The sequence below is a fragment of the Kribbella sp. NPDC002412 genome, assembly GCF_053592935.1.
Genome location: NZ_JBSFBL010000010.1, coordinates 84,096 through 100,562, shown reverse-complemented (window position 1 = coordinate 100,562; position 16,467 = coordinate 84,096). Strand labels below are relative to the sequence as shown.

The window sequence follows — 16,467 nt, the reverse complement described above, 5'->3', positions numbered from 1 at the left end:
GGAGAACCTTGCAACGTCAACCCGTCTGGAGGTCAAGGCTCATCCACATCGTTTCGACGCCGAGGTCGCGGTCGGGAGTGCGGGCCGGATCGCCGAAGCCGTTGGCCCGGTAGAAGCGGATCGCCTGCTCGTTGCCGACCAGGACGTCCAGCAGCAGCTCCGTCGTGCCGGCAGGCAGGGCTTCGATCGCCGCGTCGAGCAGCGCCTTGCCGACGCCCTTGCCCTGGTGATCGGGCAGCACGTACAGCTTCCACATCACCCAGAAGTCGTCCTCCCGGCCGAGCCCGACGACCCCGACCAACTGCTCGCCGTCGGCTGCGACCAAGGTGATCCCGAGCCGCATCCCGCGCTCCACCGCCTCCGGCGACCAGTACTGGGCCAGCCCGTCGGCGATGAACTCCTCCGAGACCAGATCGCGGTACGCGACCGGCCAGGTCTGCAGCCCGATCTGCCGGATGCCCTCGACATCGCCGGGTTCGGCCTTCCGAACCTCGATCACCCGTGCACCACCACCGTCTCCCCGTCCGGATCCACGATCTCCAAACCATCATCGGTCCGGGTGGCCTGCGCTCCTATCCGTCGCAGCACGTCGTCGAGATCCTCGGACGTAGTCAGCCCGAGCCGGACGGCCGGCTCGTCGCCGGCAGCGAAGTACACCTTCTGGTCGACGCCCAGCACCTCCAGCAGCCGCTCCCAGGCCGGCCGATCCGAGACGGTCAGGTGCGGCGTCACCGCCAGACGTTCGTCCGGCTGCGCGTCGAGCTCGCGGTACCCGTACAGATCCTTGCTGCGTTCGTCGATCCACAGCTTCGTCCCGTCCGGGCCGGCCACCGACAGCACGCGCCCGAACGCCTCGTCGAAGATCGTCGCATCCTCGTACCCGGCGTTCTCGAGCGTCGACTTCAGCTCGTCGATGTCTTCGGCCACGAACGTCAGACTGGTCTGGCCCGGCCGCCCGCCGGTGTCGCTGGTGGCCGCGTCGTGCAGCGAGACGGCTCCGCGCCCGGCCAGCAGAACCGCCCAGCCACCGCGCTCGGACTCGATCCGCGCCTGCAGGCCGAGTGTCTCCAGGAACGCCTGCATCGCGTCCACGTCGGCCGTGAACCGCAGCGGCCGGATCACCACATCGTTCATCCTCGTGCCTCCCCATGCTTGTCCAGGTACTCCGTCAGCGCGAGCTCCACCAGCGCGGACAGGCTGACCGCCTCGTCGATCGCCTTGTGCTTCACCCGGCGAATCAACTCCGGCGGCAGGTACACGTTGAACTGCGCCTTCTTCCCGCCGTCGTTACTCATACCTAGGATGCTAGCAATCTAGGGAGCTACCAAGCAAGAGGTCTACTCGAAGTGCCGGGTGCGGTAGTTGCCGACCTTGTGGCGGTTGCCGCAGCGCTGCATCGAGCACCAGCGGCGGTTCCCCGGGCGGGAGGTGTCGTAGAACAGCAGGTAGCAGTCGGCGCCCTCGCACATCCGCATCCGGTCCGCCTTGCCGGTGCCGATGATGTCGACGAACTCGCGGGCCGCGGCGCCGAGGACCTCGGCTCCGGTGATCGGCGCCTGCCAGCGCTTCGCGCCCGTCTCGTCCAGCTCCGATCGCGGCGTCGGCCCGACGGCGTGATTGATCAGCTCGCGATCCGCAGTGGTCAAGGCGACGTCGCCGTACCGGACTCCCGGCATCGGCTTCGTCGCCGCCATCGCCGGCACGACCCGCCAGAGCGCGGCGCGGAACTCCTTGATCCGGTCGAGCTCCGCCGGCGTGATTCGCACCTGGTCCTGCGTGAAGGGCAGCTCCAGCGCCAGGTGGGAGTCGGGCAGCCAGGCCGCAAGGTCGTCCGGAGTGTTCAGGACCTCGTAGCGGTCCCACGGCGGCGGGCCGCCGGTGAGCAGCAACTCCAGCGCGAAGCTGCCCGAGTCGAAGGTGTGTGTCACCCCGTCCGGCGAGGTCAGGCGTCTTGCTCCTGGCGTCATGTAACCACTATAGTCGGTGTCACACCGGTTTAACCAGTTACAGGAGCGAAGGAGATCCAGATGTCCGCGACCCAGACCGTGACGGAGACCCTGCTCGCGCTCGAGGACGAGCTGTGGCGGGCCAATCGTCAGGGCGACAGCGACTTCTACGCGCACTACCTGCGCGACGACGCGATCGCCGTCAGCAAGTACGGCGTGATGGGCAAGGCCGAGGCGGTCCCGGTGATCCGGGAGAACCAGAACCCGTTCATCAAGACCGACCGCACCGACGAGCGGGTCATCGTCATCGACGACCACTCCGCGATCGTCACCTACCGGGTCGACGTGGTCGCCCTGATCGACGGCAACGAAGTCCTTCTGCCGTCCTACGCCAGCACCATCTGGACCGACGCGAGCGGCGAGTGGCGCGTCGCCTTCCACCAGCAGACGGCGCTCTGATGCCGGCCGGGAAAACGAAGGACGCCGGCTGGAACATCGGCGTCTCGAAGACACTCGACCTGCCACTGGCCGACGTCTGGGACTTCGTCATCAGCCCGGCGGGCACGGCGCTCTGGCTCGGCGACGACGTGATGCTCGAGGCCGGGGCGTCGTACGAGACGACGGCCGGAGTCGTCGGTGAGGTTCGGAGCCTGCGCGAGGGCGACCGGGTGCGCCTGACCTGGCGTCCGGCGGACTGGGCTCACGACAGCACAGTGCAGGTGGCGGTATCCCCGGCGGGGAGCAAGACAGTGCTGCGGTTTCACCAGGAGCGGCTGGCGGATGCGGATGAGCGCACCCGCCAGCGCGCGCACTGGCAGCAGGTCATGGCTGCTGTGGTCGACCAGCTAGACGGCGGCGTGTAGGGCGTCGTCTAGCTCCTTCACCAGCTTGTGTTTCGGGCGGGCGCCGACCACCGACCAGATCACCTCGCCGCGGTGGAACAGCATCAGCGTGGGCAGGGCCATCACCCGGTAGCGCGCCGAGATCACCGGATTCTCGTCGGAGTTCAGCTTCACCACCGTCAAGTCATTGCGCTCGGCATCGATCTGCGCGAGCACCGGCACGATCTGGTGGCACGGCGGGCACCACTGCGCCCAGAAGTCCACCAGCACCGGCTGGTCCGCCCGCAGTACCACCTCGTCGAAGGTCGACTCGTCGACCGTCCGCAGGTCACTCATCCTGTTCACGTCCTCCAGCTCTCGGCATCGGCCAGGAGGTCGGTCAGCCGGGACCGCAGCTCGGTGAGCTCGGTGATCCGCCGGTCCACGTCGGCGATCCGGGTCCGGTACGCCGCCAGCGACGCCGGGCACACGTCGGCCCGGTCGTTGCCGGCCCGCAGGCACTCGATGAACGGGTACGTCTGCTCCGCTGTCAGCCCGAGCGACAGCAACGCCTTCACCTCGCGTACGACGACCACGTCGTCGGCGTCGTACGCGCGGTAGCCGTTGGCCTCCCGCCGGGGTTTCAGCAGTCCCTGTGCCTCGTAGTACCGCACCGCCTTGACCGTCACTCCGGCCTCGGCCGCCAGATCGCTGATCCGCATCCCGCCTCCTTCACCCCGACGCTAAACCTTGCCCCCAGGGTCAAGGTCAAGCCAGCATAGACCGCATGCTGCTCGGCAGGTTCAGCTCGCCGGATCTGACGCTCGGCGGCCGCGTGGTCGAGGCGCGAGCAGACGTTGGAGGCGTACGAGGCCGAGTGGAACTGGTGCCGCGGTGGGTGACGGTGGACGAGGCGCTGGCGGCCAACCGGGCTGTGCAGGCTGGTGGGGTCGGCGTGATGCGGTGGTTGGTGCGGGAGACCGCCGTACTCGAATGGTTGGCGGCTCAGGTGACGTAGGCGGTGACCCACTCCCCCAGGACCTTGGCGCTGGCGTCGACCAGGGCGGGCCAGTCGAGGGCGGATTCGTCGGCCGCGTCGGACACGTGCTTCACGACACGGACCGGTACGCCGTACTCGCGGCAGGCGTAGACGACGCCGTACGCCTCCATGTCCACCAACTGCGCCCGCTCCGCGAGCCGGGCCCGGATGACCGGATCGGTGATGAACACATCGCCCGACGCCAGCACGGTCCCGTCCCCACCCTCGACCTCGAGCGTCTCCTGCGGATCGATCCCCAACGCCCGCACCGCATCCGCGTTGATGTCGTGATTGATCACCCGCGACGGCAGGTACAACCCCGCCATCCCATCCCGCAACGCCCCGGTGGTCCCCACGTTCAGCACCACCAGCTCACTGGTGTCCCGCTCCCCCAACGCCTTGGACACAGCCACCGCCGCCGCAGTCTTCCCAACCCCAGTAACCACCACCGGAACCCCCTCCGGCACGTACCGAAGCTCCCCGGCAACAGCCCCGACAACCAAGTACTCAGCCACCTCAGAGCGATCCCTTCGGCACAACCCACTCCACCGGCTGGCCGGTGATCTTCGCGATCCGGTCGTAGTCCTCGTCGTAGTGCAAAACCGTCAGCCCGGCCAACTCAGCGGTCGCCGCGATGACCAGGTCCGGAAGTTTGAAGCCCCGGTGCTGACTCTTCTTCGCGAGCACCCGGTGCACCTCCAGCGCTCGATCCATCGCTTCGGCGGTGACAGCTGCCCAACGTTGTCCGTGCAGCGTCGTCCACAGTCGTTCGTACGCCTTCGGATCCGGGGCGTTGTTGAGGCATTCGAGCAACACCATCTGGCAGAACGCCAGGCGCCCCTCGAGCAGCAGGGTGTCAAAGCGCTGCTTCACCGATTCGTGCCGGCCGCGGAGTACGAACACGGTCGTGTCCGCCAGGTAGGCGGCCCCGGCCATCACGCCGTTCGAGCTTCCCGGGCGTCTTCTTCGAGCCGGCTCAGGTCGCGACCGCCTCCGTAGCTCCAGGCGTCGGCCGAGCGACCGAAGTCCATCTCCACCTCGTCGAGCGCCGCGATGAGATCGTGGGCCTGCTTGCGGACGGCGAACTCGCGCAGAGCCGCATTGATGGTGGCTACCTTGCTGTCCGTGCCCAGCACCTCACGAGCAGCGTCCAGCCACTCATCGTTCACGTCCACCGAGATGCGCGTCATGCACCCGATGTTACACCAAGATCACCGACTTCTTGGTGTATTGATCCGAGCAGGACAGGCACCATGTTCTCAAGCCAAAAGGTGCCACACCCAGGCTGGGTGTGGCACCTTCTGGTACGGCGAAGGTCAGCTGACCGTGACGGTCGGTTCGCCGGGGTCGAGGGATTCGCCCATTTCTTCGGCGATGCGCATGGCCTCTTCGATGAGGGTTTCGACGATGGCGGACTCCGGGACGGTCTTGATGACCTCGCCCTTGACGAAGATCTGGCCCTTGCCGTTGCCGGAGGCGACGCCGAGGTCGGCCTCGCGGGCCTCGCCCGGGCCGTTGACGACGCAGCCCATCACGGCGACCCGGAGCGGGACCTCCATGCCCTCCAGGCCGGCGGTGACCTGCTCGGCGAGGGTGTAGACGTCCACCTGGGCGCGGCCGCAGGACGGGCAGGAGACGATCTCGAGCTTGCGCTCGCGCAGGTTCAGCGACTGCAGGATCTGCAGGCCGACCTTGACCTCCTCGACCGGCGGCGCGGACAGCGAGACCCGGATGGTGTCGCCGATGCCCTTGGCCAGCAGCGCGCCGAACGCGACCGACGACTTGATCGTGCCCTGGAACGCCGGGCCGGCCTCGGTCACGCCGAGGTGCAGCGGCCAGTCGCCGGCCTCGGCGAGCAACTCGTACGCGCGGACCATCACGACCGGGTCGTTGTGCTTGACCGAGATCTTGAAGTCGTGGAAGTCGTGCTCCTCGAACAGCGACGCCTCCCAGACGGCCGACTCGACCAGCGCCTCCGGGGTGGCCTTGCCGTACTTCTGCAGCAGCCGCGGGTCCAGCGAGCCGGCGTTGACGCCGATCCGGATCGAGGTGCCGTGGTCCTTGGCCGCGGCCGCGATCTCCTTGACCTGGTCGTCGAACTTGCGGATGTTGCCCGGGTTCACCCGGACCGCCGCGCAGCCCGCCTCGATCGCGGCGAACACGTACTTGGGCTGGAAGTGGATGTCGGCGATCACCGGGATCTGCGAGTGCCTGGCGATCTCCGGCAGCGCGTCCGCGTCGTCCTGCGACGGGCACGCGACCCGGACGATGTCGCAGCCGGCCGCGGTCAGCTCGGCGATCTGCTGCAGGGTCGTGTTGACGTCCGAGGTCAGCGTCGTCGTCATCGACTGCACGGAGATCGGGGCGTCACCGCCGACCAGCACCTTGCCCACCTTGATCTGGCGGGTCTTGCGGCGCGGGGCGAGGGTCGGCGGCGGCAGCGCGGGCATGCCCAGGTTGATGCTCATGAATCCTTTATCCGTTGAGGTGGTGCGTTATCCGTTGAACAGCCGGATCGGGTTGACGATGTCGGCGATGACGAGCAGGACGCCCATCACCACGATCACACTGGCCGCGACGTACGCGATCGGGAGCAGCTTGGCCACGTCGACGTACCCGGGGTCGGGCCGGCCGAACAGCCGCGCGAAGCCGCGCCGGATGCCTTCCCAGATGGCGCCGGCCATGTGGCCGCCGTCCAGCGGGAGCAGCGGGATGAAGTTGAACAGGGCAAGGAACAGGTTCAGCGAGGCGAGCAGCGAGATCAGGAACGCGATCCGCTCGCCGCCGGTGAGCGACTGGTTGGAGGCGATCTCGCCGGCCACCCGGCTGGCGCCGACCACGCTCATCGGGCTGTCCTCGTCGCGGTCGCCGCCGACGATCGACTTGGCCACGCCGACCAGCTTCTCGGGGAAGTTGCCGATCGCCTTCACGGTGGCGACGGTCAGCTCGCCCATCTTGTTGACCACGAACCCGAAGTCCTGGCGCTCGACCTTCATCTCCGGCGAGACGCCGAGGAAGCCGACCGAGACGATCTTGTCCGACCCGGCCTCGTCGCGGACCTGGTTGATGATCGTGGTGGTCTGCAGCGTCTGCTGCGCACCGTTGCGCTCGACAACGATCGTGGCGGCCTGGTCGGTGTTCGCCCGGATCAGCGGGGTGAGCTGGTCCCAGCTGGTGATCTGGGTGCCGTTGAAGGAGACGATCTTGTCGCCGACCTGGAAGCCCGCGGTCTTGGCCGGCGAGACCTGGTCGCCCGGCTCGCACTTGCGGTCGGCGGTCGCCTGCGAGGCCGGGATCACGCAGTCGGTGACGGTGGCGACGGTGGTCTGCGCGACGTTGGCGCCGTACAGCATGAACAGGCCGCCGAACAGCACGAACGCGATCACCACGTTGACCAGCGGCCCGGACGCCATCACGATCAGCTTCTTCCACCACACCTTCTGGTAGAAGAGCCGGCCGTTGTCCTCGGGCGAGATGGTCTCGTACTCCGCGGTCCGGGCGTTCTCGACCATGGACTGGATCGGGCCGGTGTTGGCCTTGCGGACCTTGCTCGGGTCCTCGCCCTTGGCCGGTGGCATCATCCCGATGATCCGGACGAACCCGCCGGCCGGGATCGCCTTGATGCCGTACTCGGTCTCACCGCGCTTGGTGGACCACAGCGTCCGGCCGAAGCCGACGAAGAACTGGGTCACCTTCATCCCGAACGCCTTCGCGGGCAGCATGTGGCCGAGCTCGTGCAGCCCGACCGAGACCAGGATGCCGGCCACGAAGAGCACGATGCCGATTACGGTGAGAAGCGCGGTCATGCCTTCGTGATCTCCTGGCTGCGGTCGGTCGAGGCGGTCAGCTCACGGGCCCGGGCGCGCGCCCAGGCGTCCGCGGCGAGTACGTCGTCGATGGACAGTTCCTCATACGAGGGTACGTCGTGTTCGGTCACCACCCGTGCCACTGTGTCGACGATCGCGAGGAACGGCAGCCGCCCGTCCCGGAACGCCTGCACGCAGACCTCGTTGGCGGCGTTGAACACGGCCGGCGCGGTCCCGCCGCGGGTCCCGGCCTCGCGGGCCAGCTGGACCGCCGGGAACGCCTCGTCGTCGAGCGGCAGGAACTGCCAGGTGCTCGCCTCGGCCCAGTTCCACGGCGGTGACGCGTCCGGTATCCGGTCGGGCCAGCCGAGGCCGAGCGCGATCGGCACCGTCATCGTGGGTACACCGACCTGCGCGATCGTGGACCCGTCGGTGAACTCGACCATCGAGTGGATCGCCTGCTGCGGGTGTACGACGACGTCGATCCGGTCCATCGGGATCCCGAACAGCAGGTGCGCCTCGATCAGCTCCAGACCCTTGTTGACCAGGTTGGCGGAGTTGATCGTGACGACCGGGCCCATCGCGAAGTTCGGGTGCGCCAGGGCCTGCTCGACCGTCACGTCCGCGAGCTCGCTGCGCGCCCGGCCCAGGAACGGGCCGCCGCTGGCGGTCAGCAGCAGCTTGTGCACCTCGTCGGCCGAGCCGCCGCGCAGGCACTGCGCGATCGCGCTGTGCTCGGAGTCCACCGGGACGATCTGGCCCGGCTTCACCCGGCGGGTGACCAGCGGGCCCCCGATGACGAGGGACTCCTTGTTCGCCAGGGCGAGGGTGTTGCCGGCGTCGAGCGCGGCCAGCGTCGGCTGCAGGCCGAGCGAGCCGTTGATGCCGTTGAGAACCACGTCACACGACATCGCGGCGAGCTCGCTGGAGGCGTCCGGGCCGGTGACGATCTTCGGGATCCGGAACTCGCCCTGCGCGTAGCCCTGGCGCTTCGCCTCGGCGTAGAACGCGAGCTGCAGGTCCTGAGCCACCGTGGCCTTCGCCACACCCACCACCTCGACGCCGAACTCGAGCGCCTGCGCGGCCAGCAGGCCGACGTTGTCCCCGCCGGCCGAGAGCGCGAGCACCCGGAACCGGTCGCGGTTCCGGCCGATCAGCTCCAGTGCCTGGGTGCCGACGGAGCCGGTCGAGCCGAGGATGACGACGGTTCGCGGATTCACGGCGCCATTGTCCCAGGTCCGCGGACTGACCGGTGTCAGGCCAGGTAGAGGTTGAGGGGGAAGCTTCCGAGGCAGATCTGGTCGCCGTCGCCGACGAGCCGGCTGTGGACGCGGACGCCGTTGACGTAGGTGCCGTTGGTCGAGCCGAGGTCGCGCAGCTCGTAGCTCACCTCGTCGATCCGGAGCAGGTCCGCGTGGTGCCGGCTCACCTCCGGGTGCTCCAGGATCAGGTCGCAATCCGGCGCCCGGCCGATCAGCACCAGGTCCAGGATCGGTACGACGTCACCGGCCGGCCCCATCAGCACCGGCTGCGGTCCGGACGCCAGTGCCGCGGCCACATCGGCCACGCCGTCGGTGCGGATGGCCAGCGACAGGATCAGGTCGTCGCCGCTGACCAGTCTGAGGTTGTCCTGAGCGCCGTACCCGAGCAGCACGTCCTCGGAGTCGTCGATCACGACGGCTGACACGTTGTAGTACCCGGGCGGCAGCTGGGCGGGCGCTGCGTCGCCCAGCGTGGTGGTCAGTACCAGCCCGTCGAATTCCGGATGGCTGACATCACTGATGGTGAGAAGCACCGGATCGTTGGCCGTAAGCCGAGCCTCAGCACCGGTGTCGCCCGGCATGAACTCCACGGTGAGTAGCGGCGCCGGACTGGCCTGCGGCAGGCCCACCAGCCGATCCACTGCCGGGACAGTGCCGGTCGGCACGAAGAGTGGCTCGTACTGTCCGTGCGAACGCACCAGCATGTCCAGCTGCGGCTGCACCGTCCTGTCGTTGCCCACCTGCCGTGACTTGCGGCGCGCCTCGAGGAACGCGCTCACCATGCCTTTGCCGAAGTTGAAGGCCACGTCCCCCACTGCGGCCGTCACGAACCCACTGATCGGATCCATCAGCACACCCCCAGCTGAGCCCTGCAGCTCAGTATCGCGGAACGGCCTCGCCGGTACGGCGGATCGCGGTGTGCCGCCGTGGTCTACGGTTGGCGACTGTGTCTGCAGCTGTGCTGATCATCGAGAACGATCCCGACAGCGGACCGGGCCGCCTACTCGGCTGGCTCGAGGCGAGGGGATTTACTGCGGTCGTCGTACGCGCGTGGGCGGGTGAGCCGATCCCATCCGACATCAGCGGACACGCCGCGCTGATCCTGCTGGGTGGCGGGATGCTGCCGGACGCCGACGACGCGTCGCCGTGGCTGAAGGCCGAGCGTGAGCTGTTGCGGGCGGCGCACGACCGCGTGCCGGTGCTGGGCATCTGCTTGGGCGCGCAGTTGCTGGCGCACACGTTCGGCGGTGAGGTGCTCGGCAAGCACGGTCTGCCCGAGAAGGGTGTCACCGAACTGCGCCTGCTGCCCGCGGCTGCGGACGACCCGCTGCTCGCCGGTCTGCCCGCGGTTGTGCGGGCAGTCGAGAGTCACCAGGACCAGATCACCCGGCTGCCTGCTGATGCCGTCCTCTTGATGTCGAGTGAGCGCTGTCCGCATCAGATGCTGCGCATCGGCCAGAGCTGGGGTGTGCAGTTCCATCCCGAGGTGACAGCCGATCGGGTACGGCGCTGGGCCCCGGAGCGACTGCGTTCCCTGGGGTTCGATCCGGCCAATGTGGTCGCGGAGGCGGAGCTTCACGAGGCTGAACTGGAGGCGACCTGGTCAGCAGTGTTCGGCCGGTTCCTGGAGCGGACCGGTAGCGGCGCTACCTTTGGCTCATGAGTCTGGAGCAGCCGCCGCCCGGGCATCGGGCCTCTGACAACGACCGCGAGCGCGCCGCCGCCGTGGTCCAGGAAGCCCACAGCGACGGGCGGCTGGACTTCGAGGAGCTGGACGAGAGGCTGACCCAGATCTACTCGGCCAAGACTCAGCTCGAGCTGCGCAACGCGACCGCCGACCTGGTGCCGGTCGCGCATGGCAGCAACGCGGTCGAGCTGACCATCCGGGCCAAGCACAGCGCCCAGCGGCGGGAAGGTCCGTGGACGGTCCCGCAAACGGTGAACGCGGTCGCCGAGCACTCGGCGGTCCGGCTCGACTTCACCGACGCGGTGATCCGGTGGCCCGAGATCCACGTCGACGCCCAGGCCGTGCACAGCTCGGTGGTGATGATCGTGCCGGAGGGCTGGAGCATCGACATGGACGCCGTCGACATGGTCCACGGCACCGCCCGCAACAAGGCCACCACACCCCGAGCCGGCGGTGTCCGCCTCCGCGTCACCGGCCAGGCCAAGCACGGCACGATCGTCGTCCGCCACCCCCGCAAGCGCCACTGGTGGTGGCCTTGGTACCGGAAGTGAGCTGCGCCGCTTCCTGATCGCGCCGTACCGGCTAGCGTGAGGCTTATGACGGCTTCGCTGGACCTGGTGGATGTGGACTCGTTGCTGACCTCCGAGGAGGTTGACGTTCGGGCCACGGCTCGGCGGTTCGCGGATGAGCGGTTGCGGCCGTCGTTGCCGGAGTGGTTCGAGTCGGCGAGTATTCCGGCGCGGGAGCTGGCGAAGGAGTTGGGCGCGCTCGGGTTCCTCGGGATGCACCTGACCGGGTACGGGTGTGCCGGCGTCGGCCCGGTCGCCTACGGACTCGCCTGCCTGGAGATCGAGGCGGCCGACTCGGGGATGCGTTCGCTGGTGTCGGTGCAGGGGTCGCTGGCCATGTACGCGATCTGGAAGTACGGCAGCGAGGAGCAGAAGAACGAGTGGCTGCCGCGGATGTCCGCCGGCGAGGCGATCGGCTGCTTCGGCCTGACCGAGCCCGACTTCGGCTCGAACCCGGCCGGGATGCGCACGAACGCCCGCCGCGACGGCGACGACTGGGTGCTGAACGGCTCGAAGATGTGGATCACCAACGGCTCGGTCGCCGACGTCGCGATTGTCTGGGCCCGGACGGACGACGGCGTGCGCGGCTTCGTCGTACCGACGTCGACTCCTGGCTTCTCGGCGCCGGAGATCACCGGGAAGCTGTCGCTGCGCGCGTCGGTCACGTCCGAGTTGGTGCTGGAGGACGTCCGGCTGCCGGCGTCCGCACAGTTGCCTGAGGCCCGTGGTCTGTCCGGTCCGCTGGGCTGCCTGAACGAGGCCCGCTTCGGCATCATCTTCGGCGCGATGGGCGCGGCCCGTGACTGCCTCGAGACGGCGCTCGCGTACGCCGGTGAGCGGACCGTCTTCGACAAACCGCTGTCGGGCTACCAGCTGACGCAGGCGAAGCTCGCCGACATGGCCCTCGAGCTGAACAAGGGCCTCCTGCTCGCCGTCCACCTCGGCCGGCTGAAGGAGAAGGGCACGCTGCGCCCCGAGCAGGTCAGCGTCGGCAAGCTCAACAACGTCCGCGAGGCGATCGCGATCGCCCGCGAGTGCCGCACGATCCTGGCGGCGAACGGCATCAGCGGCGAGTACCCGATCATGCGGCACGCCAACAACCTCGAGTCCGTCCTCACCTACGAGGGCACCTCCGAGGTCCACCAGCTCGTCATCGGCCAGGCGCTGACGGGCCAGGCAGCCTTCCGCTGACTGACGATGCATGACGATCGGTGACCTTGGGTACTGAAAGTGAGCGGGGATTACAGAATGTCATCCTGACACCCCGCTGTGTCGTCACCTGTCGTCTCCGCCCCCGGCGTACGCACGCCAGGAAGGAGCAAACACATGAGGATCGGAGCCGGAATCGCGCTGATCGCCCTCGGCGCCATCATCGCCTTCGCTGTCCGGGACACCTCCGAGACCCTGAACCTGACCGCACTCGGCATCATCATCATGCTCGCCGGCGTGGCCGGCATCTGGGTCTCGTACCGGCTGGCCAACCCGCACCAGCGCGACGACTTCACCGTGATCGACCCGGAGGTCGAGAAGCAGTACAACACCGACCCGCCGGAGCAGGTCGCCACCCGGCCGATCGACGTGACCCCGAGCCACCTGCGCGAGGAGCGGAAGAACTAGCCGAGCGGCTTCAGCAGGTAGTCACAGGGATCCGCGTGCGCGTGCACGACGTTGCCGTCAGCATCTTTTTCGGTCCAGCGGTCGATCACCTGGTCACCCTTCCACAGCTGGTAGCCGAGGCGTTCGTACAGCCTGCGGGCGCCCGGGTTGCCGGCGCCGACGGCCAGGCCGATCGCCGGACGGGACCACTCGCCGGCCGCGATCGCCTCGGCCGCGCGGATGATCGCCGTACCGATGCCCTGGCCTTGGACGTAGGCGTGCAGGGCGTTGATCTCGGCGACGTCGTGCGCGGCCCGGACTTCGTCGTACTTCGATTCCCGGAACAGCATCGTGTGGCCGACGACCGCGCCGTCGCGGTGCGCGAGCAGGAACAGGCCGTCACCACGCTGCTGCGTCGCCCAGCGTTCGCGCAGGTGGTGCTGGGCAGCCGGCTCGGCGGGAGCGATGAGACCGTCCACGTCGGCTTGCGTAGCGGGCCTGATGTCCATTGTCCGACCGTACGGCGGCTTGTCACCGGTCGCACCCGCATTTAAGACTGCTTGAAGGGTGCCGGGGACGGTGGAGCCATGGACAGGAATCGCGAGTTGCTGGAGCGGCTGTGGGCGGCGGAAGGTCAGCTGACGCTGTCCGCCGAGGCCGAGCACGAGATGCGCGCCGAGGACTACGTGCTGGAGATGCCGCAGTCCGGCGAACGGATCGTCGGCCGGGACAAGATGCGGGCGATGCAGCAGGAGTATCCGAGCCCGCCCTCGATCCAGATTCTGCGCATCACCGGCGCAGGCGACCACTTCGTCGTCCTCGGGCGCTCGGACTACAGCGGCGACATCTACTACGTCGCGAACGTCGTCGAGTTCCGCGACGGGCGGATCGCGCGCGAGACCCGGATCTACGGCGCCCCGTTCGAACCGCCCGCCTGGCGGGCGAAGTACGCGTGACTACTTGGCGACCTCGGTGGCGCGGGACTCGCGGACGACGGTGACGCGGATCTGGCCGGGGTAGGTCAGCTCCTCCTCGACCTGCTTCGCGATGTCGCGCGCCATCACCTGCGCGCCGATGTCGTCGACGGCGTCCGGCAGCACCATCACCCGGATCTCCCGGCCGGCCTGCATCGCGAACACCTTCTCGACCCCGTCGTGGTGCATCGCGATCTCTTCCAGCCGCTCGAGCCGCTGCACGTACGCCTCCAGCGACTCCCGCCGCGCACCCGGCCGGCCACCGCTGACCGCGTCCGCCGCCTGGGTGAGCACCGCCTCGACGGTCCGCACCTCGACCTCGTTGTGGTGCGCCTCGATGCAGTGCACGACGTCGTCGTTCTCGCCGTACTTGCGGGCCAGCTCGGCGCCCACGATCGCGTGACTGCCCTCGGACTCGTGCGTCAGCGCTTTGCCGATGTCGTGCAGGAACGCGCCGCGCTTGCACAGCTTCGGGTCCAGCCCGAGCTCGGCCGCCATCATGCCGGCGATGTGCGCGGACTCGATCAGGTGCTTGAGCACGTTCTGCCCGTACGACGTCCGGTAGCGCAGCAGACCCATGGTCCGGGCCAGCTCCGGATGCAGGTCGGTGATCCCGACCTCCGCCATCGCGTCCTCGGCGGCCCGCTCGCACAGCTCGGCGACCTCGCCCTTGCTGCGTTCGTAGATCTCCTCGATCCGGCTCGGGTGGATCCGGCCGTCGAGGACCAGCGAGTCCAGGGTCAGCCGCGCGGTCTCCCGCCGTACCGGGTCGAAGCAGGACAGCAGCACGGCCTCGGGGGTGTCGTCGATGATCAGGTTGACACCCGTGGTCTGCTCGAACGACCGGATGTTGCGGCCCTCACGGCCGATGATCCGGCCCTTCATGTCGTCACTCGGCAGGTGCACCACGGACACGACCGACTCGCTGGTCTGCTCCGAGGCGAGCCGCTGCACCGCGCCGGTGATGATCTTGCGGGCCTTGGTCTCGCCCTCGTCCAGCGCCTGCCGCTCGATGTCGCGGACGATCGTGTGCGCGTGCCGCTTCGCCTCGGCCTCGATCGACGCGACCAGCTCGGTCCTCGCCTGCTCGGTGGTCAGGTTCGCGACCCCCTCCAGGATCCGGCGGCGCTCGTCCTCCAGGTCCCGGATCTCGGCCTTGCGGCGGTCCAGCTCGGCCAGCTGGGCGGTCAGCTCGGTCTGGCGCTCCTCGATCGAGCGGTGCTGCTCGTCGAGGCGCTCCTCACGCTCGGTCAGCCGGTGCTCACGGCGTTCCATCTCCAGCCGCTGCTCCCGCAGGTCGTCCCGGATCGACTGCGCCTCCGACTCGGCTTCCCGCCGTACCTCGGACGCCCGCTGCTCGGCCTCCCGCCGTACCTCGGTCGCCCGGTCCTCCGCGGCGCGGCGGATCTCCTCGGCGCGCTGCTCGGCGGCCTCGGCCCGGACCCGCAGGACGGCGGCCGCCTCCTCGGCCTGGCGGCGCACCAGCTCGGCCGCGGACTTCGCGGCGCCGGTGATGTTCGCGGCCTCCAGCTCGGCTGCGGCCGACCCTTCGGCGGCTTTGCGGCGGGACAGGGTGAGGCCGATCCAGGCCAGCAGGCCGGCGATCAGCAGTCCGATCAGAGACAGCCCGATCGACGTGGCCGTCATCGGCGTCTCCCCTCGTTCGAGTCACGCACCAGGCGGGACTGTGGCCTCGGTCGAAGGGATTCGCCACGTGTACGGCGACTGACGGTACGGCTGACCGCACCACCGGCGTACGGCGGTGCGCCTGTCCGTTCCGTTACGGCGGTACCGCCGGGCGACCGGTGGGTGTGCGTCACCCAGGTTCGGTGCTTGCCGCGGTGCCGTCTATCCGACGGCGCTGCGAGTCGCCGTCGTCAGTCTTCAGCTCGGTCGAGCGTGGTGTCGTGTCTTCTCTCCGGCCGGTCGGCCGGTGATCAACCGACCTGCCGGTGCTATACCCGCCACCGTCAGGTGGAGTGATCCCTTACTGATTCCGAGGCTAGGCGTGCCCCATCACCCGGTCAAGACGGACACTCCCACCCCACCCGACCCGTCACCACGGGCACCGGAACCAGCATCCAGCGTCACGCTGCGACCCGGTCGCAGCAGCAGACCACTCGACTCACTGGTCCACTCCAGAACCGAACCGCTCGAGTACGTGCCGTCTCGTGGTGTTTCTCCGAACTACGGGCGTGGGCCCGGGAGGCCTTCCTCGGGCTCGCCGGTCACCGTGCTGCCGGTCTGGGTGCCCTCCGGGCGGGAGCCGGCCGAGCGTGCCGGCTCGGACGACGGGTCCGGCGCCTCACCGCCGACGACTCCCCCACTGGCCGCGGGGTCACCACCGCCACCAGGCGAGGGCACGCCACCGGTCGCCTCACTCTCGGCCGCCGCTGTTTGACCTGCCTCGCCCGACGTACCGGCCTGGCTTGCGGCCTCCGGGGCCCCGTCGTCCGGGGCTGACTCGGCGGACCGGCTCTCCGGCGACTCGGCGGGCCTGTTCCCGGGTGCGTCGGCGGGTTGGCTCTCGGGTGCGTCGGCGGGCTGGCTCGCGGGGGTGTCGCCCGACTTGGAGTCGACGTAGCCGCCGACCTTCTGCTGGACGGTGTCGACCTTGTCCGCGTACTTCCCGCCGGTCTGCTTGTCGATCAAGTCACCGGCCTTCTCCACACCGGCCTTGATCTTGTCCGGGTTCTGCTTGACGACGTTCCGGAGCCAGTTCTTCGCCTGTTCCTGGAAATCGTTCATTGCACCCTCCGCGGTGTCA

General features: G+C 68.8%; 24 protein-coding genes. 8 read left to right on the top strand and 16 right to left on the bottom strand.

What is annotated here, in order from left to right:
- Positions 1-16 precede the first annotated feature (16 nt).
- Genes ACWCOV_RS10995 through ACWCOV_RS10980 form a run of 4 tightly spaced genes read right to left on the bottom strand, consistent with a single transcriptional unit; the run spans position 17 to position 1,967 of the window.
- A complete protein-coding gene (locus ACWCOV_RS10995; protein WP_449829065.1) occupies positions 17-499 on the bottom strand; it encodes an N-acetyltransferase family protein in 483 nt (160 codons plus the stop codon).
- Positions 496-1,134, bottom strand: coding sequence for a VOC family protein (locus ACWCOV_RS10990; RefSeq protein ID WP_449829064.1), 639 nt, complete (start codon positions 1,132-1,134; stop codon positions 496-498). The genes ACWCOV_RS10995 and ACWCOV_RS10990 overlap by 4 nt, the downstream gene beginning before the upstream one ends.
- Positions 1,131-1,295: a ribbon-helix-helix domain-containing protein gene (locus ACWCOV_RS10985; RefSeq protein WP_449829063.1), complete on the bottom strand. Its 165-nt coding sequence runs from the start codon at positions 1,293-1,295 to the stop codon at positions 1,131-1,133. Before ACWCOV_RS10985 ends, ACWCOV_RS10990 begins: the two co-directional genes overlap by 4 nt.
- 42 nt (positions 1,296-1,337) lie before the next feature.
- Positions 1,338-1,967: a CGNR zinc finger domain-containing protein gene (locus ACWCOV_RS10980; RefSeq protein ID WP_449829062.1), complete on the bottom strand. Its 630-nt coding sequence runs from the start codon at positions 1,965-1,967 to the stop codon at positions 1,338-1,340.
- A 60-nt stretch (positions 1,968-2,027) separates the two neighbouring features.
- Between ACWCOV_RS10980 and ACWCOV_RS10975 the strand changes: the two genes are divergently transcribed.
- Both ACWCOV_RS10975 and ACWCOV_RS10970 read left to right on the top strand, forming a co-directional pair.
- The gene (locus tag ACWCOV_RS10975) at positions 2,028-2,405 is read left to right on the top strand and encodes a nuclear transport factor 2 family protein (RefSeq protein ID WP_449829061.1); all 378 of its coding nucleotides are present in this window, start codon (positions 2,028-2,030) and stop codon (positions 2,403-2,405) included.
- Entirely contained in the window at positions 2,405-2,809 is a 405-nt protein-coding gene (locus ACWCOV_RS10970) for an SRPBCC family protein (RefSeq protein ID WP_449829060.1), read from the top strand. Before ACWCOV_RS10975 ends, ACWCOV_RS10970 begins: the two co-directional genes overlap by 1 nt.
- Here ACWCOV_RS10970 and trxA read toward each other — a convergent pair.
- A complete protein-coding gene (trxA, locus tag ACWCOV_RS10965; RefSeq protein ID WP_449829059.1) occupies positions 2,792-3,124 on the bottom strand; it encodes a thioredoxin in 333 nt (110 codons plus the stop codon). The two genes, ACWCOV_RS10970 and trxA, sit on opposite strands and share 18 nt — an antisense overlap.
- Positions 3,125-3,129: 5 nt before the next feature.
- Positions 3,130-3,489 (bottom strand): MerR family transcriptional regulator, encoded by a 360-nt coding sequence (locus tag ACWCOV_RS10960; RefSeq protein WP_449829058.1) that lies wholly within the window; start codon positions 3,487-3,489, stop codon positions 3,130-3,132.
- 65 nt (positions 3,490-3,554) lie between these two features.
- On the opposite strand from ACWCOV_RS10960, the gene ACWCOV_RS10955 reads away from it, so the two are divergent.
- Positions 3,555-3,785: a hypothetical protein gene (locus ACWCOV_RS10955; protein ID WP_449829057.1), complete on the top strand. Its 231-nt coding sequence runs from the start codon at positions 3,555-3,557 to the stop codon at positions 3,783-3,785.
- Here the strand turns inward: ACWCOV_RS10955 and ACWCOV_RS10950 are convergent.
- The 7 genes from ACWCOV_RS10950 to ACWCOV_RS10920 all read right to left on the bottom strand — a co-directional run bounded on the left by ACWCOV_RS10950 (position 3,773) and on the right by ACWCOV_RS10920 (position 9,722).
- Entirely contained in the window at positions 3,773-4,321 is a 549-nt protein-coding gene (locus tag ACWCOV_RS10950; protein ID WP_449829056.1) for a nucleosidase, read from the bottom strand. The genes ACWCOV_RS10955 and ACWCOV_RS10950 overlap by 13 nt on opposite strands.
- Before the next feature lies 1 nt (position 4,322).
- Positions 4,323-4,742, bottom strand: coding sequence for a PIN domain-containing protein (locus ACWCOV_RS10945; RefSeq protein ID WP_449829055.1), 420 nt, complete (start codon positions 4,740-4,742; stop codon positions 4,323-4,325).
- Positions 4,742-4,996 carry a DUF2191 domain-containing protein gene (locus tag ACWCOV_RS10940; RefSeq protein ID WP_449829054.1) on the bottom strand — a complete coding sequence of 85 codons (255 nt, stop codon included), beginning with the start codon at positions 4,994-4,996 and terminating at the stop codon, positions 4,742-4,744. Before ACWCOV_RS10940 ends, ACWCOV_RS10945 begins: the two co-directional genes overlap by 1 nt.
- Before the next feature lie 126 nt (positions 4,997-5,122).
- The gene (gene ispG / locus ACWCOV_RS10935; protein WP_449829053.1) at positions 5,123-6,274 is read right to left on the bottom strand and encodes a flavodoxin-dependent (E)-4-hydroxy-3-methylbut-2-enyl-diphosphate synthase; all 1,152 of its coding nucleotides are present in this window, start codon (positions 6,272-6,274) and stop codon (positions 5,123-5,125) included.
- Positions 6,275-6,301: 27 nt separating this feature from the next.
- Positions 6,302-7,612, bottom strand: a complete 1,311-nt coding sequence (locus ACWCOV_RS10930; RefSeq protein WP_449829052.1) for a M50 family metallopeptidase — start codon at positions 7,610-7,612, stop codon at positions 6,302-6,304.
- Entirely contained in the window at positions 7,609-8,832 is a 1,224-nt protein-coding gene (gene dxr, locus ACWCOV_RS10925; protein ID WP_449829051.1) for a 1-deoxy-D-xylulose-5-phosphate reductoisomerase, read from the bottom strand. Before dxr ends, ACWCOV_RS10930 begins: the two co-directional genes overlap by 4 nt.
- 35 nt (positions 8,833-8,867) lie before the next feature.
- Positions 8,868-9,722 carry an FHA domain-containing protein gene (locus ACWCOV_RS10920; RefSeq protein ID WP_449829050.1) on the bottom strand — a complete coding sequence of 285 codons (855 nt, stop codon included), beginning with the start codon at positions 9,720-9,722 and terminating at the stop codon, positions 8,868-8,870.
- Between the two features lie 98 nt (positions 9,723-9,820).
- On the opposite strand from ACWCOV_RS10920, the gene ACWCOV_RS10915 reads away from it, so the two are divergent.
- The 4 genes from ACWCOV_RS10915 to ACWCOV_RS10900 all read left to right on the top strand — a co-directional run bounded on the left by ACWCOV_RS10915 (position 9,821) and on the right by ACWCOV_RS10900 (position 12,747).
- Positions 9,821-10,537: a type 1 glutamine amidotransferase gene (locus ACWCOV_RS10915; protein ID WP_449829049.1), complete on the top strand. Its 717-nt coding sequence runs from the start codon at positions 9,821-9,823 to the stop codon at positions 10,535-10,537.
- Positions 10,534-11,112, top strand: a complete 579-nt coding sequence (locus ACWCOV_RS10910; RefSeq protein WP_449829048.1) for a DUF1707 SHOCT-like domain-containing protein — start codon at positions 10,534-10,536, stop codon at positions 11,110-11,112. Before ACWCOV_RS10915 ends, ACWCOV_RS10910 begins: the two co-directional genes overlap by 4 nt.
- 45 nt (positions 11,113-11,157) lie before the next feature.
- Positions 11,158-12,321, top strand: a complete 1,164-nt coding sequence (locus ACWCOV_RS10905) for an acyl-CoA dehydrogenase family protein (RefSeq protein WP_449829047.1) — start codon at positions 11,158-11,160, stop codon at positions 12,319-12,321.
- Between the two features lie 135 nt (positions 12,322-12,456).
- Positions 12,457-12,747, top strand: a complete 291-nt coding sequence (locus tag ACWCOV_RS10900; protein ID WP_449829046.1) for a DUF6458 family protein — start codon at positions 12,457-12,459, stop codon at positions 12,745-12,747.
- On the opposite strand, the gene ACWCOV_RS10895 is transcribed toward ACWCOV_RS10900, so the two are convergent.
- Positions 12,744-13,235, bottom strand: coding sequence for an N-acetyltransferase family protein (locus tag ACWCOV_RS10895; RefSeq protein WP_449829045.1), 492 nt, complete (start codon positions 13,233-13,235; stop codon positions 12,744-12,746). The genes ACWCOV_RS10900 and ACWCOV_RS10895 overlap by 4 nt on opposite strands.
- Positions 13,236-13,313: 78 nt before the next feature.
- Here ACWCOV_RS10895 and ACWCOV_RS10890 point away from each other — a divergent pair, with 78 nt between their 5' ends.
- Positions 13,314-13,682 (top strand): nuclear transport factor 2 family protein, encoded by a 369-nt coding sequence (locus ACWCOV_RS10890; RefSeq protein ID WP_449829044.1) that lies wholly within the window; start codon positions 13,314-13,316, stop codon positions 13,680-13,682.
- Here the strand turns inward: ACWCOV_RS10890 and rny are convergent, their stop codons facing one another.
- Both rny and ACWCOV_RS10880 read right to left on the bottom strand, forming a co-directional pair.
- Entirely contained in the window at positions 13,683-15,347 is a 1,665-nt protein-coding gene (gene rny / locus ACWCOV_RS10885; protein ID WP_449829043.1) for a ribonuclease Y, read from the bottom strand.
- Positions 15,348-15,887: 540 nt separating this feature from the next.
- Positions 15,888-16,448 carry an Rv0909 family putative TA system antitoxin gene (locus ACWCOV_RS10880; protein ID WP_449829042.1) on the bottom strand — a complete coding sequence of 187 codons (561 nt, stop codon included), beginning with the start codon at positions 16,446-16,448 and terminating at the stop codon, positions 15,888-15,890.
- Positions 16,449-16,467: the final 19 nt, after the last annotated feature.